Origin of the sequence: Paenibacillus sp. FSL M7-0802 (genome assembly GCF_038004945.1) — a bacterium.
Lineage (GTDB): Bacteria > Bacillota > Bacilli > Paenibacillales > Paenibacillaceae > Paenibacillus > Paenibacillus polymyxa_B.
This window is the reverse complement of sequence record NZ_JBBOSD010000001.1, coordinates 4196510-4214191: the sequence shown is the minus strand read 5'-3', so window position 1 is coordinate 4214191 and position 17682 is coordinate 4196510. Positions and strand designations below refer to the sequence as shown.

Genomic DNA, 17682 nt, shown 5'->3' with positions numbered 1-17682 from the left:
GAAGGAGCTTCACAACATGATGCAGACACGCGCAAAATCCTTTGTTTTATATGCCGGATTGTTGGTGGGAATCATTCTGTCGATGTTTCCATTTTACTGGCTGATCGTCATGGCAACCCGTACAACCTCAGACATCTATCGTTTTCCACCACAATTGTGGTTTGGCAGCCACTTCTTGGATAACATAACGAGAGTATTACAACAGATTAATTTTGCCGGAGCCTTTTTTAATACCCTTTTTGTAGCCGGTTCTGTTACCCTATTGGTTCTGTTTTTCGATTCACTAGCAGGTTTTGCATTCGCCAAGTTTGATTTTCCGGGCAAAAAAGTGCTATTTATCGTTCTGCTAGCTACGATGATGGTCCCTTCACAACTTTCGCTTGTCCCCTCCTTTGTCATGATGGCCTCCTTTGGATGGGTAGGTACGTTCAAAGCGCTTATCATCCCGGGGATGGTAAATGCCTTCGGCATTTTCTGGATTCGTCAATATGCGGAAGAATCCATTCCAAAGGAACTGCTGGATGCGGGCCGGATGGACGGATGCAGCTTTTTTCGACTGTACTTGAATGTAGCACTGCCTATTCTACGTCCTGCGTTCGCTTTTCTCGGCGCATTTACCTTTATAGGAGCCTGGAATGATTATTTATGGCCGCTAATCGTCTTAACGGATGAACGTAAATTCACGCTCCAGATTGCACTGTCACAATTGAACGGGATTTACAATACGGATTATGCGATGGTCATTGCGGGCACCCTGCTGGCTGTACTGCCACTTATTATTTTATTTCTTTTCATTAGCCGCCAGTTTATTTCCGATCTTGCCGCCGGAGCGGTCAAAGATTAGATTTACTTGAATTCCCTTATTCATTTCATGTATAATAGCTAATCGTCATTTCAAATAGCTTACATGATGAAGTTAGGTATCCAACAGGCAATCAGGTTAAGCGATTTACGATTTGAACATGAACTATGAACTATGAACTGAGGGAAACTTACCAGATGAACAAATTCACATATTATAACCCCACCAAATTAATTTTTGGAGACAATCAAATTGAAGAACTCCAGCAGGAACTGCTGAATTACGGCAAAAACATTTTGCTGGTATATGGAGGCGGAAGTGTCAAACGAAATGGTCTATATGACCAGGTATTAAACGCGTTAGAACCGCTACATCTGAACATTCATGAATTGTCCGGCGTAGAACCGAATCCGCGCTTGTCCACCGTTAAGAAGGGTATCGACATTTGCCGAAATGAAAAAATCGACTTCTTACTTGCTGTAGGCGGTGGAAGCGTTATTGATTGCACCAAAGCCATCGCAGCAGGGGCTGAATATGACGGCGATGTGTGGGATATTATCAACAAAAAGCACATGCCGACCGAGGCTCTGCCATTCGGCACCATCCTCACACTCGCCGCCACCGGTTCAGAAATGAATCCGGATTCTGTTATCACCAACTGGGAAACGAACGAAAAATACGTATGGGGCAGCGCGGTGACGCATCCGAAATTCTCGATTCTGGACCCAAAAAACACCTTCTCTGTGCCACGTGATCAGACGGTATATGGCATGGTGGATATGATGAGCCATGTGTTTGAACAATATTTTCACAATGTTAAAAATACACCGTTGCAAGATCGTATGTGCTTTTCCGTGCTGCAAACCGTGATCGAAACTGCACCTAAGCTGCTGGAAGATTTGCACAACTACGAGCATCGTGAAACGATTTTATATGCCGGAACGATTGCCCTTAACGGAACACTACAAATGGGCTACTTCGGGGACTGGGCTTCGCATACGATTGAACATGCATTATCCGCTGTATATGATATTCCTCATGCTGGCGGTCTGGCGATCCTCTTCCCCAACTGGATGAGACATACGGTGGATCAGGATGCTGCACGCATGAAGCGGCTGATGCTCAGCATGTTTGATTTAGATACCACTGGTAAAACGGATAAGGAAATTGCTTTGGAGGGGATTGATCGCCTGAGTGCATTCTGGACAAGTCTCGGTGCCCCTTCCACCCTGGCCGATTACAATATTAATGATGAGCAATTGGAAAATGTCGCAAACATTGCAGCCCGTGAAATGGAATACGGAGGCTTCGGTAATTATAAAAAGCTGAATCAAGAAGATATTTCAGCTATTTTGCACGCATCGTTATAACATTCAAAAGGGAGTGTCCTCAAGCCTGTGATGACTGAGGGCACTCCCTTTTGGAATTTATGAATTAACCGTTTGTCCTTTTTCTTCTACTTGGATAGCTGCCCCTACACTGGCACCTGCAAGAATGCCCTTTTTCTTACTAGAATTCAGAGAATCCATATAAGTTCGGGTTTCTGCGACTACAATTCCTGATAAGCCGAGCAGGGCAATCAGGTTCGGGAAAGCCATCATTGCGTTAAAGATATCTGCCAGCAGCCAAATCGCATCCAGTTTAATGAACGCGCCCCCGGCAACCAATAGGATGAACAGATAGCGGTATGGCTTAATCCACTTGACCCCAAGCAAATATTCAACACAGCGTTCCCCGTAATAGTTCCAGCCGAGCATGGTGGTGAACGCGAACATAATCAGAATGATTGTGAGCAGTTCTGCCCCCAGCGGGAATGCGCTGGAAAATGCTTGCTGAGTCATCAGGCCCGCATCGGTAGGCCCGCTCCACACACCACTAACCAGTAGCGTCAACCCGGTCATCACACAAATAACCATCGTATCAATAAACACGCCTGTCATGGAAATTAGCCCTTGCTCCGCAGGCCATTTGGTTTTGGCAGCTGCGGCTGCAATCGGTGCGCTTCCCAATCCGGCCTCATTGGCAAAAATACCTCTGGCTACCCCACTTCGCATCGCCAGCATAATCGTAGCTCCGGCAAATCCGCCCGTTGCAGATGTAGTTGAAAATGCCGAATGGAGCACCAGCGCAATTGCGGCAGGTAGTTGGTCAGCAAACCGAATCAGTACGATGAGACAGATCAGTACGTACAAGCCTGTTTTAAAAGGAACGACCTTCGTCGATACCTTGGCAATGCTTTTGAGTCCTCCAATAGTAACAAGTCCTGTAAGGATAGCAATAATCAGTGCCGTTACAATGGGCGGAACGCCAAAACTGTTTTCGGTCGAAGATACAATCGCTTTGACCTGCGGAAACGTTCCAATCCCGAACAACGCTACCAGCATGCCCGAAAAAGCAAACAGCATCGCCAGCGGTTTAAAACGGCGTCCCAGACCTTTCTCAATATAATACATCGGGCCGCCGGAAAATTGCCCATTCCGATCCTTCACCCGGTATTTTACCGCAAGTACACCTTCCGCATATTTCGTCGCCATCCCAAAAAAGGCTGCAACGACCATCCAGAACAAGGCACCCGGCCCGCCCAGCTTAATGGCTGTCGCTACGCCGACAATACTTCCTGTGCCAACTGTAGCCGCCAACGCTGTACTCAAAGCCGCAAAACTACTTACATCCCCGCTACCTTCATTCGGGGCCTTACCGATCAGCTTGATCGCCAGGGGCAGGCGGAATACCTGCAGCATCTTCAAACGTATGGTCAGCCACAACCCCGTTCCCATGACAAGAATGATGAGAGGCGCCCCCCATATCCAACTGCTAATCGCTTCTAACACATGTACCAAATTCATTTCAACCCGCTCCTCCAGCATATTAGAAAACAAAAAAGAGTCAAATCCGCTGATTCGACTCCTGGAGAGGTTAAAGGCACGAAAAAATACAACCATCTTGCGCAGGTTTCTGCCTCTAATAGCTTATAAAAAAGCCTAGGGCATTCCCTGTCACAGGTTATTCGCGTCTCTGTCCTTTTGCCTGAGAGTTTAAGCAGATGTTCTCTGCGGTGCACCTTCGGCGCCCAATTAAGGGTCTCTCCAGAGTTCTGTCCGTTTACGGTCCCCGCTTGTTGCTGTAATCAGCCTAAGCACCTGAGAGTTTTGCCCCTTCGGTCGGAACTTTCGTTCCATCTCCCGCAAACATCAACCAGACATATGAAATTTTTATTTATTATACAGAAAACTTTCAGCTTATTACAAGTGAAAAGTTTGTGAAGCCCTCTGAAATAAATATTATTATTATGTCTATCAAAAAAGCGGGTACAGCAGATTGCATCCTTAGGATGTCCTCTGCTATACCCGCCCGAGAAAATTTGGAATTACAATTCTTCACCATTGGTTGCTATCACATTTTTATACCAGTTAAATGAGTCCTTTTTGGAGCGTTTGAGCGTTCCGTTACCGTCATCATCCAGATCGACGTAAATAAATCCGTAGCGCTTGGACATTTCGGAAGTAGACATGCTCACAAGGTCGATAGGACCCCAGCTGGTGTAACCAATCAGATCAACACCGTCGGCAATCGCTTCCTTCATCTGAACAATATGCTGACGCAAGTAATCAATACGATATGTGTCATGCACAGAACCGTCTTCTTCCACCTTATCATACGCACCCAAACCATTTTCCACGATGAACAGCGGCTTTTGGTAGCGGTCATAAAACGTGTTCAGCGTAACACGCAGGCCGATCGGATCGATCTGCCATCCCCAGTCAGAGGACTGTAAATATGGATTTTTCACGCCGCCAATCAGGTTTCCTGCTGCTTTCTCGCCTTCTGGACCTGCAGATACGGTCAAGGTCATGTAGTAGCTGAATGAGATATAATCGACCGTGTTATTTTTTAAAATTTCGGCATCGCCTGGTTCTGTGTGTATAACAACATTATTTTCTTCAAAATAACGATTCATGTAGTTGGAATATTCCCCACGGGCATGCACATCCGTAAAGAACAGGTTCATCTGATTTTCATGCTGGGCTTTCAGTATATCCTCTGGGTTACACGTATGTGGGTAGCTTTCCAAACGAGCCAGCATACAGCCGATTTGAGAGCCCGGGATGATCTCATGTCCTCGTTTTGTCGCCAGTGCACTAGCTACAAATTGATGATGCAGTGCTTGGTATATCGCTTGCTGCTTGTTTTCTACGCGGTCAATGACCACCCCGCCACCAGTAAACGGACTCATGGTCATTACATTGATTTCATTAAAGGTCAGCCAGTATTTTACTTTATCCTTATAACGCGTGAACACAGTTTCGGCATAATTTACGTAGTGCTGTATAACTTCACGACCCAGCCAGCCATTATACTTCTGAGTCAAACCCAGCGGTGTCTCATAATGTGACAATGTTACCAGCGGTTCAATACCATATTTGCGCAGCTCATCAAATACATTGTCGTAGAATTGCAGTCCCGCTTCATTCGGCTCGGCATCATAGCCATTTGGGAAAATCCGCGACCAGTTGATGGACATACGAAATACCTTAAAGCCCATTTCCGCGAACAATGCAATATCTTCTTTGTAGTGGTGGAAGAAGTCCACACCTTCACGTTTTGGAAAACGGGCATTGACTTTGCCTGCCAAAATGTCTTCGAGTCGCTCGGACGAAATCTCCATAGCATGATCGTTCTTGCGCTCTGCTTTGGGTACATAGGCAACCATGTCCGCACTGGACAATCCTTTTCCATCTACGTCAAAAGCACCTTCCAATTGGTTGGCTGCGGTTGCCCCGCCCCACAAGAAGTTTTTCGGAAATCCTTTTAGCGTCTTCGTCATGGTATAAAAACCTCTTTCCGTATTTAAGATTTTTACTTTGGTCAAGTAATCCCATCAAGTGCTGCAAATGTGAATCAATACCTAACGGTAACCGTTCTTCCTTTGAAAAGGATTGACAGATGCTTTAAAATAGACGTAATGCCTTCATAAGCATCCTAATCGTTGTAACGCGTTTCATGTCAAGTATTTTTTTCTTATGTGAGGAGAAGCATCATGTCGAATCTTGATCAAATTGCAAAACTGGCGGGCTTTTCCAAAGCTACGGTATCCAGAGTATTAAATCAGTCACCCCATGTCAGTCACGAAACAAGAACTAAGATTTTGAAAATCATGCAGGAATTGGATTATGTTCCTAATCGGAATGCCATTTCTCTATCCAAGGGTCAGACGCTTCAGATCGGTATCATTACTTCAACTATTAATGAAATTGTTCTCGCTTTTCTGGACAGCTTTGTGGAAGTAGCCGGCCAGTATGAATTCCAAACCATTATTTATACTTCGGGAGAAGACAAAAAGAAAGAGCTTCAAGCCTTTGAGGATTTAAAAAGAAAAAGAGTCGATGCGCTGGTCATCATTTCCTGCGTGAATGACACTGATTTTTTGAGTACCTATTGCAAATATGGCCCGATCGTTTCGTGGCAACGAATGGAGCATACCGATATTCGCTCCGTCGCTATGGATCAGTATGAAGGATATATGTTAGCGCTAAAACATTTGATACAAAAAGGCTATACTCGTATAGCCAATGCTTTTGGTCGTCCGAGCAGCATCAATACCCATAGCAGACAACGAGCCTACGAACAGATCATGAGTGAGCACAATCTGCCAGTGTTGCAACACTGGAATCACTCTTCTATTTATAATATCCGTGATGGCGAACAGGTCGTACGGGATTTGTTACAGCGTCGGGAAGAATTCCCAGAGGCTATTTTATGTGCTAACGATTATGTAGCAGTGGGCATTCTCTGCGAAGCACGCAGACAACGGCTGAACGTACCGGAAGATCTGGCGATTGTCGGATTCGATAACACGGAGCTGGCGCATACGATGGGGATTACAACGATTCAAAATCCCATCATGGCTCAAGCACAAAATGCTTTTTTCATGCTTTCCCCTCAGCTGATTGGACGCCAAATGGAGCTTCATTCGCTAGAGTACTGCCTCATTGAACGTACGACCACGTAAGGTAACGATTTAGTTGCAAATTAGGCAAAAGGGCCTTGATATGAAATATTTTTTGTCGAATCAGAATAAAATATGTTGAAATCGCTTTTTTTTGTGCTACAATAGCACTATATCGAAGGATTGTGACCGGTGATGCGGGCAATGCCTGAGTTCAATTGAGTGCTATTGCTAACAATAGTGTTGAATTGTGCTTAGGCATTTTTTATTGGTAAAGGATGGGAGGGGGAACTTCAATGATTATTGAGAAGGTGCTCAATAACAACGTCCTATTGACTAAAAACGATAAAGGCAAAGAGGTCATCGTGATGGGAAGAGGTATTTCCTTCAAAAAGGTGGCTGGCGATCAAGTCGATGATGATAAAATAGATAAGATTTTCATGTTAAATGAAAACGAGTTCACGGCTAAACTAACTGAGCTGCTGAACGATATTCCAGTGTCTCATCTGGAGGTCGTGAGTGAAATCGTAAAGCATGCAACGGAAGTACTGGATACGGAGTTAAGCGATAATATTTATTTAACGTTGACCGACCATATTCATTTTGCCATACAACGGCAAGAAAAAGGACTGGCACTCCAAAACGCGATGCTGTATGAAATTAAACGCTTCTACAAAAAAGAATTTGCAGTTGGACTGGATGCTCTTCAAAAAATTGAAAATACGCTCGGAGTAAAATTGGGCGAAGATGAAGCAGGATTTATTGCATTGCATATGGTGAATGCACGGATCGACGGTAACGAAATGAAATCTACACTGAAAATGACTGAGATTGTCCAACATATATTGAACATTATTACGTATCATTACGGAATTGTGCTGGATGAGTCTTCTTTTAGCTATTCGAGATTTTTGACACATTTGCAATATTTTGCGATGCGAGTGATTCGCAAAGAAGTCATTCACAGTGGTGAAGAATTTTTGTACAACCAGGTGAAGCAGACGTATACCGAAGCTTTTGCTTGTGCCCAAAAGATTAATGAGTATCTGGAAAAAACATACGATCAATATTTAAGCAAGGATGAATACGTATATCTAACTATCCATATTCATCGGGTAACTGAGCGTAATAACATATAAGATTAACAACTTCATATCCTCATCGTTCATGGATTGTGACTGGTAAGGCAGGCAAAACCTAAACTGATGGTGAAATCGACGTTCCTCTATAGGAGAGTGCGTAGTTTTCACCACGAGTTTAGGTTTTTCTTGTTTACAAGTTTAAAAAGGTGCACGCCGGCGCATCTTAGCAACAGATGTAAACAGTAAATCCTATCAGTAGCAAGAATAACCCATAAGGAGTTCTGAACATGAGTGATAAAGAACTATCTAAAAAAATAGTGACCCTCGTTGGTGGCGAAGAGAATGTCAATTCGGTATTCCATTGCGCTACACGCTTGAGATTTAAATTAAATGATCGTACAAAAGCAGACAAAGCCGCACTGGAAGCAACCCCTGGTGTCATTACAGTAGTGGAAAGCAGCGGCCAGTTTCAAGTGGTCATCGGTAACAATGTAGGTCAAGTGTTTGAGCATATGATGGCAGAAACGAATTTGCAGGATGCAGACAATCCTAATGCCAAAAAAGAAGAATCTTCCGAAAAAACGAATTTTCTTGGCAAAGCGGTCGATATCATTTCCAGCATTTTTTCTCCCATTCTTGGTGCTCTTGCCGGGGCAGGTTTGCTTAAAGGGCTACTGGCGTTAATTTTATCTTTTCAATGGATTAATGATAAAAGCGGTACGTACCTGATCCTAAGTGCAGCTTCCGACAGTGTTTTCTATTTTCTACCTGTGTTTTTGGCTATTACATCGTCCCGTAAATTTAAGACAAACACCTTTGTATCGGTGGCAATCGCTGGAGCTCTGGTCTATCCAGCAGTTATAACGGCGGTAAGCAACCCAGAAAGATTGGCGTTTTTAGGTATTCCGATCATTCTGATTAATTACAGTTCCAGTGTCATTCCAATTATTCTCGCGGTCTGGGTTCAGTCCTATGTGGAGCGCTGGTTCAATTCCTTTATCCATCAATCGGTTAAAAACATTATCGTGCCGATGCTTTCGCTCCTGGTCGTTATTCCGTTAACATTTCTGGCCTTTGGTCCAGTAGGTAACCTGATCAGTCAGGGCTTGGCAAACGGTTTTACATGGGTATACAATTTAAGCCCACTAATTGCCGGGGCTGTTGCCGGGGCATTCTGGCAAGTGTTTGTTATTTTCGGCGTACACTGGGGCTTCGTTCCAGTCATGCTGTCGAATATTGCAACATTGGGCTATGACACGATGCTTCCGATGCTTACAGCAGCCGTACTTTCTCAGGCTGGTGCAACATTGGGGGTATTCCTGAAATCCCGGAACACTCAGATGAAGGCTTTGGCAGGTTCCTCTACGCTGGCCGCTATTTTTGGGATTACAGAACCAACAATTTATGGAATAACTTTGAAATTGAAAAAGCCGTTCATTTATGCTTGTATTTCCGGAGCAATCGGCGGGGCGATTATCGCTTCTGGCGGAGCGCACGCACAATCCTTTGCATTACCGGGTCTACTGGCGTTGCCGACTTATTTCGGACCTGGATTCTTGTGGGTAGTCATCGGTTTGCTTGTTGCCTTTGTACTTGCAGTTGTATTGGTTATGATTTTGGGCTTTGATGATCCAAAAGAAGAAACTGCAAAAACAGAAGCTGCACCCGTAAAGAAAGAAGTGGCAATCGAGAAAGAAATTCTCGTAAGCCCACTGCAAGGTAAAGTATTGCCTTTGGATCAATCTTCTGATGTTGCTTTTGCTTCAGGTGCTATGGGGAAAGGAATCCTAATTGATCCTACAGAGGGTGTGCTGACATCTCCTGTCAATGGAACGATTACGACAGTATTCCCGACCGGACATGCCATCGGTATTACTTCCAATGACGGAGCAGAAATTCTGATTCACGTGGGTGTTAATACAGTGAAGCTGAAAGGACAATTCTTTGACAAGCGCGTCAAGGAAGGCGATATAGTTAAGCAAGGACAACTGTTGCTTGAATTTGATATCGAGCAAATTAAGGCGGCAGGCTATACTACGGCTACGCCGATTATCGTAACAAATTCCGCTCAATACCTGGATGTGTTGAACACAATGGAAACTGAAGTGAAGCGTGAGGATTACTTGTTGACTGTTGTGGTCTAACGTTTAACTTTCAGACTAGAGCATTTTGCATAAATCCCAGGAGCGTTTTCAAATCAGCAGTATATAGATCGAAACGCTTTAGTTCGTCTATATACTGTACTTACAAGCGTTGGGAATCGAATTATGCAAAATGCTGATTAAAGAAGCTTTCCCCATGGAAAGCTTCTTTTTTTATACATAATGAGACAAGTGTTACAGCGAAAAATGGAAATATCATTTATTGTAAGTGTAAGAATGTAAAAAAAGGAGGATTTCTGTGAAAAAAGGATATATCGCCGGGTTAAGTGTCATTGTGTTGCTTGTCATTGGTATCGCTATTTCAGCTGTAGTTAAATTTCAAGACCTAGAGCAGGTTGTTCTACAAAAAGACAAAGAAATCCAAGCGAGCAAAAGCAATTACCCAGAAATATATGACCACTTGAATGCGGTTACATTTGATGGTTTTAAGAGTTTGATTCAACAGGATCAAAGTGTATTTGTCTATGTCGGCAGACCGAGTTGTGGCGACTGCAATCGGTTTGAGCCTAACTTTAACAAGATGATCGAACAGTATAATCTAGGCTCTAAAATTACTTTTTTGAACGTTCACAAAATCCATAAGGACAAGCCCCAATGGAATAAATTCAAAGAGGATTACAACGTTAAATACACCCCCACCATTGCAGAATTCAGAAACGGCAAGCTGGTTGATAAAATAGAATGGACGCCTAAAAGAGACCTCAGTACAGACGCTGTAAAAGAGTGGCTGACCTCCAAGAAACTTATTTTATAAGTCTCTTTTCTATCCATTTCATTACGCACACAAAGAACTGTTTATGCAAAAAAAGGTATTCATTCGTGTAGCGCATGAATACCTTTTTTAGGAATGTACAGGTCATCTAAGCTCTAATAAAAAATAGTTCCTACTACTCTTCACTGCCTTCTGATAAACCTCGTTCGTATCTATCAGTCCCTATATTGTAGACACTTCATAGAGTATGATCGTCAATCGAATCATGGAAATTCATATCGGATAATATCCGTTTCGGATACGATATGTCCGATTTGTGACTCAATGAATTCTAAATCTCCCTCTACTGCCCCTATAAAATGCTTTGTACCGGGTTCTATGACGATGACCTCACCAGGGCTGACTGTCTGTGTCACGCCATTGATAGAGACACTCCCGGTTCCAGAAACTATAGTCCAAACTTCTTTACGAAACTGATGCTCATGATAGCTGATAAATCTCCCATTTGAAATGACCACGCGTTTGGTCACTGTCTGCAATCCACTTGCCGCCTGTTGATGGGATAATACGGTTTGCTTTCCCCAGAAGCGCTCCTCAAAACGCGGGCCGATTTCAATTTCTGCCACCATATCCTTAATTCCTGTTGACGACTGTCGATCCGTAACCAGCACGCCATCTGGACCAGCAACGACAATAATGTCTGGAACATTCCAGATGCTAACCGGAATCTCCAGTTCATTGATGATATGCGAGTCATGTGAAGCTTCTGAAATATATCCCGGGCCACTCAGCTTCGAACTTACTTCCCGTACCAAAGAATCCCATGTGCCCAAGTCTCTCCATTCTCCATGATATGGGAGCACAGAGAGCTTATGAGTATGCTCTACTACCGCAATATCGAAGCTAGTTTTAGGCAAGTCTGCGTAATTTGTCGAAAGAGATTCATAGTCGGCTGGTATACCCATTTGCTTCAGAATATCCAACAAAAAGCCTAGTCTAAAAGCAAACACCCCGCAATTCCATAAGGCCCCTTCACGGATCAACGCTTCTGAACGGATCAGATCCGGCTTTTCTACAAATGAACTAACCCTATAATATGGCTGGTCAAGTGAAGGAGAGGCTGAAGGCACAATATATCCGTATTTATCTGAGGGCTCCGTTGGGGCAGCCCCCATTAATGCGATATGGCTTCCTGATTGCTCTAATATCGAAGGAAGCCTACGCAGATGCTCGAAAAATTCATCCCCCGCATACCCGTCCACAGGCATGACCCCTACGATCTCATCGCGTGATGCGCCTGCAACGTCATGCAAGTAGGCCGTAGCCAGAGAAATGGCCGGGAAGGTATCCCGTTGAGTCGGCTCCTCAATCACTATAGCATCTCCGCCAATTTGCCCCCGAATCAGCTCGGCCTGAGTTCCACTCGTTGAAAAATAGGCCTCATCTGCCAAATTCGCCTCATCTAATTGCCTCCATATTCGTTGCAGCATGCTTTCTGGACGTTCATCATGACGTAAAATAGAAAGAAACTGCTTGGGGCGGTTCACATTGGATAAGGGCCATAGACGTTTACCCGAACCTCCAGATAATAAAATCATTCGCAAAGATGCAACCTTCTTCCTCTAAATTAATATTTTTCTTTCATTATAGGACTGTTCGATTTTCGCATTTCTGCCGAATACATAAGTATGTATTATCGTGGAAAATACATACTTATGCAATGTAATTGTATCTTTATCCGTACAGGAGATGTCAGTCATGCCCATAAAAATACTCATCATTGAAGATCAAAAAAGTTTGGCAGATATGATTGCTCTTCATCTGCAGGAGGAAGGCTATCATACCGAGCTTATTTATGACTCTAAACTTGCAATTCCTACACTTATGCGTTTTAAGCCCGATATTATTGTGACCGCTCTAATGTTTTCCGGTAAAGTCGAATGTGCGCTGATCAGCCAAATCCGTCAATTTACTACGGTCCCTATGCTGGTCATCTCTAATAACACCCTGCTGAATATAAGAATAAAGGCTCTGGACGACGGAGCAGATGACTTCTTATGCAAACCATTCAGCCTGATAGAGTTAAATGCGCGCATCAAAGCCCTGCTGCGCCGCTGCGGCCCCAACATGCCCATTGAATCGCAAACGGTAACTCAAAAGCTTAAAAAGGTAAGGGTTTGGGTGAATGATTACCGTCATAGCCTGTTAGTCGATGACCAAGAAATAGAAGTCACTCAAATTGAATTTTCCATTATAAAAGAGATGTCCTGCAATCCAGGTAAAGTCTTTACCCGCAGCGAGCTGATGGATCGGATCAAAGGTGGAGATGGCGCTTATCTGGATCGTACCATCGACGTACATATTTCCAGCCTTCGCAAAAAAATAGAACGTGACCCTAAAAATCCTCAGCATATCCGTACCGTCTGGGGCAGAGGCTACAAATATGAGATGTAGCCGTATCATGGCTACCCATTTCCCCACTGAGCAGCTTGCTTTTTATGGAAGATTTCGCTTCTTCCATCGCCGATAAGGAAGAAAACAAGCTGCTCCACCCAGTATCCCTATGAGGAACAGTACCCAGCCGAAACGGTAGGCGGAAGCCAGAATAACGACGACTTTCCCGTTCCCGTTACCATTGGTAATGAATCCTGTAGTCACTCCATTGACGGACAGACGGGCTCGCTGATTTTCGCTACCTAGCCTGAACTCCCACAGTGGATTGGGTGATTCGGTCTCCCGGATCAGCACCTGTTCATGCGTTGGATTATATAGCGTAAAACTGCGTTCCATGGAATTTTCACGAGTTGCCTGAATGCTCTCCGATGCATGTGGAGCCATAAAAAAGGTATCCATATCCGATCCCTCAAACAACGTAAACTGATCCACTGTAATCATGGCTTGATAAGGGATGATGGAATATTGCTTCATTTGAAATAAGCCTGACTGCTTCTTGTGCGCATGCGCCAAAATCTGAAACTGCATCAAGGCAGTTCCTGCCGGAGCCTTCACAATTTGATCATAATGATTCCATTGTTCCTTATCTCTCTCCTCCACCTCATCAATATAGGAGGTTTGGAGAACCTGGGACGCTTTATTCAAAAAAATGACCTTCATATGCCGACTTCCAATTTGTTCTGATCGCGCATCCAACTGAACGGCATACTCTTGCAGCGGCTCTGCCTTCATTTTCTTGGACGCATAAATATTCCAGTCACAGGAATAGCTAGGTGCGTAACGGATAGAGAGTCCTTCGTCCTTGATTGACAGATTCGTCTGCCCAGGTCGAATATCCGCCACACATCCGACATCCGTCGTGCTCAATGATTCCTCCGTATCCTCCCCCGGCATCACCGTCACTTCCTGCGCAGCCATTCGATGAATATCTCCAAAACGGCTCAATGACGGCACCTGACTATCCAGCACAAGGGTTAAGCGATACTTCCCCTTGGTTAGGAACAGATTTTTAAATTCGACTCGGCCGTAGTCATTCAGCAGACCGGGAATTTGTATGATTTTCTTGGCAAAACCATCCTGATCGGGCACCGTTTCAATAACCTGCTTTTCGGATAAAGAGGTCGCGGGTAGCCGCTTATACGACTCCTTCGTACGAATCGTTCTGGTCAGCACCTTTCCCGTCTCTTCATTCGTCCACTTCATCGTTAATGACCCCTGGTACCCAGCGGGGAGATTAGCCAAAATAGCTGTGGCATAGGTTCCCGTTTTGGCGACTTCCACATCCCTGCTTAACGTCCCCTTCTGATAGCTGATCCCCCGCCCCATACTAAGTCTTGGTAAAGCACGTTCCGTCTGTACATTCCCTTGTGCGTTAAAATCGCTCTCTGCCTCCAAGGTGAAAAAAAGCTTGCCCCGCTTCAATGCCTGCTCCACTGGAAAAGATAGCTGATCTAGCTGATCCACAGGGACAATCGCAAATTGATTGATCGCATTAAAGCCTTGCAGGTTATTAACCGTGACTGGAGTATCTCCTTTTGGAAAAACATGTTCTCCCAGATCCACCCATTGAAATTGGTTTAAACCATCATCCTGAGTCTTGATACTAACCACTTTGTCCGGCAGTGTGACTTGTAATTTTCCGCCTGCCTTATTCATAAACACTCTAGCATATACATGCGAGGTTTGAGGTTGATCCAGTTTTTTGTGCATCGTAAACGTATTAGGCTTGCTATATTGCCCCAAATCACGCAGCTGGATATCATGAATCCACCAGTAATTTTTTTGCTGTGGACGCTGTAGGGTTAACAAATCCATTCGCATCCAATAGCTACCGGGCGGCGACACGTATTCCCCGTAAAATTTCACACTGTCAAAATTATATCCCTCTGAAGGCGCCACGACATAGCTAACCCCCAGTTCACGCATTTGCTTATCGTAAAATCTCATTTTCACATGCATTTTGTTCGTTCCGCGACCAGAAACAGTAATTTGGAACTGATACGGATTATTTTCCTTGGCTTCCAGCAAACCCGATCTAGCGACCTGCCATATATTACTCGGGTCTCCCTTCATAATTTCGCCGTGCAGAGTTGGCACATCATTCAATTCCTCACGGGGATTAGCCTGCACACTGAACAACTGCGGATTATCCGGCTTGAAGAAGGTTTCGGTCCGCAACATGGAATCAAAGTCCACGACCGTCTTCCCTTCGATACTGCTCATCTGATACGGGGCCACATCCAGCTTCTTACTGGCAAAGGTGACCGCAATCCCTGCATCCATTTCCATATCGAACGGAAAGTTCCGTATATTTTGGGAGGATAAATACCATAACCAATCGTTAGTCGAGGCAAAGGTTTTGGACCATTTTAAAAAGGCATTACCATCCTCAATGGCATCAAAAGGTCGTAAGTAATCCTCGGCTGGAAGCTGTGACAACAACAAGTCATTAAAGGACGCCGCTTCCACATAATCCCCTTTGTTAATCATCTGGATGGTTTTTAGCTCAGGCTTTAACGCACTGAACAGCACCCCAAAGCGGCTAAAATCAAAACCAGGCAGATGACTGTAGCTCTCCAGTCGGCTAAAACCGTAAGGTGTTACAATTTTACTCGCAAGGATGTTCATATAGGGCGGTGTCTGATCGAGATTGAATATGGAAAATAGCCCGTTCTGGTACGTACGTTTCAGCCCGGTCTGACCTTCCAGCTGAGACAGGTGAAAATCCTGCCGCTTCTCCTGCCCCACATATTCATCATGGTAGACCAACTGATTGACCCCAAAGGTAGAGAACAGCCAGCCTAATCGGGAGCTTAATCCATTGTCCATGACATACTGCAGAAAATTCATATAGTATGTAATGCCGGGATCATTCCCCTCATGATGAAAGATCGTATTTTTAGGAGAAGAGTATACCTGAAAATCTCCGGTTGCCTTTTCGTTTGCGGTCTTCCCTTTATTCCATTTGGGCGTGGCTACTCCGTTATAGCTCTGAATCATATTATCAGCAATCGGAAAGTATAATGCCTTGCTATCGAAACGATCCGGGTCAGTCAGCTTTTCAGCCATTTGACCATAAGCCTCCGGCACTTGTACCGGCTTGTAGTACCCCTCAATGAACTGAGTACGCAAGGGAGCAAAATATACCCCGAGGCACAAGACAACGATAACTACTGCCAGCTTTTTATATACACGCTGCAACGGGGATGATCCGAACCATTCCATAAATTGAATAACACCGAAGGTCAGCAACACCCCGAAATTAAGGGCAATCAGTCCAATAAATTTGTTAGGATCACGGAAAACCGAACCAATCACAGGGGTTTTCGTAACCAAAATGACAAACCACTTGGCAATGGATGGGAACGTCGTCCCGGTAGCTGCAACCAGAAACAGCAACGTAAGTAGCGAGAAGATCAGAATGATCGGATTTTTATGTGAACGTGTCACCATCGCATACCCAATCAATAGCAACAAAAATCCCCCTCCTACATAAAACATGCCAGGCAGTGAGGACAAGGAAAACATGGGCCACCAATAGCTCAGTAAATAACCCACATTATCTAAGCTGCTGTTACGGCTGAACAAAGACAACGTATCCACGACGTTGATATTATGCTGAGACGCTTGAGCGTCCATCAACATGCTACCGACATATAGAGACAACCAATAAAAACTGAGCAGACCGAAAAACACGCCAAAAATGATCCCTTTACGCAAAAAATTGCCGTATAACGGCTGCAAATAGGTGCGACCGGCCTTACGGTGGGTCCAGGTCAACTTGATTAATAGCAACATGGTGAACAATCCCAAATAAATCATGCCGAAGAAAAAATAATGAATTGCTGCAGCACTAACGGTGAATACCGCAGCCAACAGGAACAGGTCGATCCAGTTTCGCTGATACAACTTGTGGGGATGATAGTTTTTAATTTGTTGAATTTGAAACTTGGGGTCCACCGCACTGAAAAAAAATCGCAGCATTAACGGAAACAAACTATATCCACAGAGCAAATAAATATGCTGAATGCGGAAAATAACCCACGGATTCAGCGCATAAAACAACGAGCCGACCATGATGGCAAAAATACGGGTCTTCGTAAAGCTTGGTGAATAATACACGCTAACCAGACGCTTGGCAAAGGCATACATCGAAAATGCCGAAACAAATAACAAGCCTGTAATAAACGACTTGAGCAAGACCGGGCCGCTTTCGTCAAATAAGAGTGACAGTCCATAGAAGGGCAAGATGTACAGGATACGTGGAGCATTGAACAAGGTCGAGGTAGACCATCGCTCGTTCCATACTCCGGTTATTTCCTCCAGATACCGATGAGAGGTGGCTCCAAAAGCAATGTCGCTAAACACAATTTGCCCTGGTCCATAGATGGGTGCAAGATATGCAACAATCGCAATCAGCATCAACATCATTGCCGCCATATCGTAGCGGTAGCGAAATATCCATTTTTTCATGCTTGTCCCCCTCTCTTGAACTTCTCGTATATCTGTCGGTTATCTTGGGC

At 44.4% G+C, this 17682-nt stretch carries 10 protein-coding genes, 1 pseudogene and 2 riboswitches; of the genes and pseudogenes, 7 read left to right on the top strand and 4 right to left on the bottom strand.

Annotation, left to right across the window (positions count from 1 at the left end):
- Window positions 1–16: 16 nt before the first annotated feature.
- Window positions 17–844: a carbohydrate ABC transporter permease gene (locus MHB54_RS19425; RefSeq protein WP_023989996.1), complete on the top strand. Its 828-nt coding sequence runs from the start codon at window positions 17–19 to the stop codon at window positions 842–844.
- A gap of 155 nt (window positions 845–999) precedes the next feature.
- Entirely contained in the window at window positions 1000–2172 is a 1173-nt protein-coding gene (locus tag MHB54_RS19420; RefSeq protein WP_103744882.1) for an iron-containing alcohol dehydrogenase, read from the top strand.
- A gap of 57 nt (window positions 2173–2229) precedes the next feature.
- Here MHB54_RS19420 and MHB54_RS19415 read toward each other — a convergent pair whose 3' ends face one another.
- Window positions 2230–3648 carry an alanine/glycine:cation symporter family protein gene (locus tag MHB54_RS19415; protein WP_023989998.1) on the bottom strand — a complete coding sequence of 473 codons (1419 nt, stop codon included), beginning with the start codon at window positions 3646–3648 and terminating at the stop codon, window positions 2230–2232.
- Between the two features lie 159 nt (window positions 3649–3807).
- Window positions 3808–3902: riboswitch (glycine riboswitch) on the bottom strand.
- An 18-nt stretch (window positions 3903–3920) separates the two neighbouring features.
- Window positions 3921–3997, bottom strand: a riboswitch (glycine riboswitch).
- Between the two features lie 172 nt (window positions 3998–4169).
- Window positions 4170–5627 (bottom strand): glycoside hydrolase family 1 protein, encoded by a 1458-nt coding sequence (locus MHB54_RS19410; RefSeq protein WP_071558341.1) that lies wholly within the window; start codon window positions 5625–5627, stop codon window positions 4170–4172.
- A 213-nt stretch (window positions 5628–5840) separates the two neighbouring features.
- Here MHB54_RS19410 and MHB54_RS19405 point away from each other — a divergent pair, with 213 nt between their 5' ends.
- The 4 genes from MHB54_RS19405 (at window position 5841) to MHB54_RS19390 (ending at window position 10747) form a co-directional block, all read left to right on the top strand.
- Complete coding sequence (locus MHB54_RS19405) at window positions 5841–6812, top strand: LacI family DNA-binding transcriptional regulator (protein ID WP_023990000.1); 972 nt, start codon at window positions 5841–5843, stop codon at window positions 6810–6812.
- A 233-nt stretch (window positions 6813–7045) separates the two neighbouring features.
- The gene (gene licT / locus MHB54_RS19400; protein WP_028541551.1) at window positions 7046–7888 is read left to right on the top strand and encodes a BglG family transcription antiterminator LicT; all 843 of its coding nucleotides are present in this window, start codon (window positions 7046–7048) and stop codon (window positions 7886–7888) included.
- Window positions 7889–8118: 230 nt separating this feature from the next.
- Window positions 8119–9975 (top strand): beta-glucoside-specific PTS transporter subunit IIABC, encoded by a 1857-nt coding sequence (locus MHB54_RS19395; protein ID WP_075154656.1) that lies wholly within the window; start codon window positions 8119–8121, stop codon window positions 9973–9975.
- Between the two features lie 256 nt (window positions 9976–10231).
- The gene (locus tag MHB54_RS19390; protein WP_264454640.1) at window positions 10232–10747 is read left to right on the top strand and encodes a thioredoxin family protein; all 516 of its coding nucleotides are present in this window, start codon (window positions 10232–10234) and stop codon (window positions 10745–10747) included.
- Between the two features lie 196 nt (window positions 10748–10943).
- Here the strand turns inward: MHB54_RS19390 and MHB54_RS19385 are convergent.
- Window positions 10944–12303 (bottom strand): annotated as a pseudogene (locus tag MHB54_RS19385) (sugar phosphate nucleotidyltransferase).
- A gap of 160 nt (window positions 12304–12463) precedes the next feature.
- Here MHB54_RS19385 and MHB54_RS19380 point away from each other — a divergent pair.
- Entirely contained in the window at window positions 12464–13159 is a 696-nt protein-coding gene (locus MHB54_RS19380) for a response regulator transcription factor (RefSeq protein ID WP_023990005.1), read from the top strand.
- Window positions 13160–13201: 42 nt separating this feature from the next.
- On the opposite strand, the gene MHB54_RS19375 is transcribed toward MHB54_RS19380, so the two are convergent.
- A complete protein-coding gene (locus tag MHB54_RS19375) occupies window positions 13202–17632 on the bottom strand; it encodes a hypothetical protein (RefSeq protein WP_264454639.1) in 4431 nt (1476 codons plus the stop codon).
- Window positions 17633–17682 lie beyond the last annotated feature (50 nt).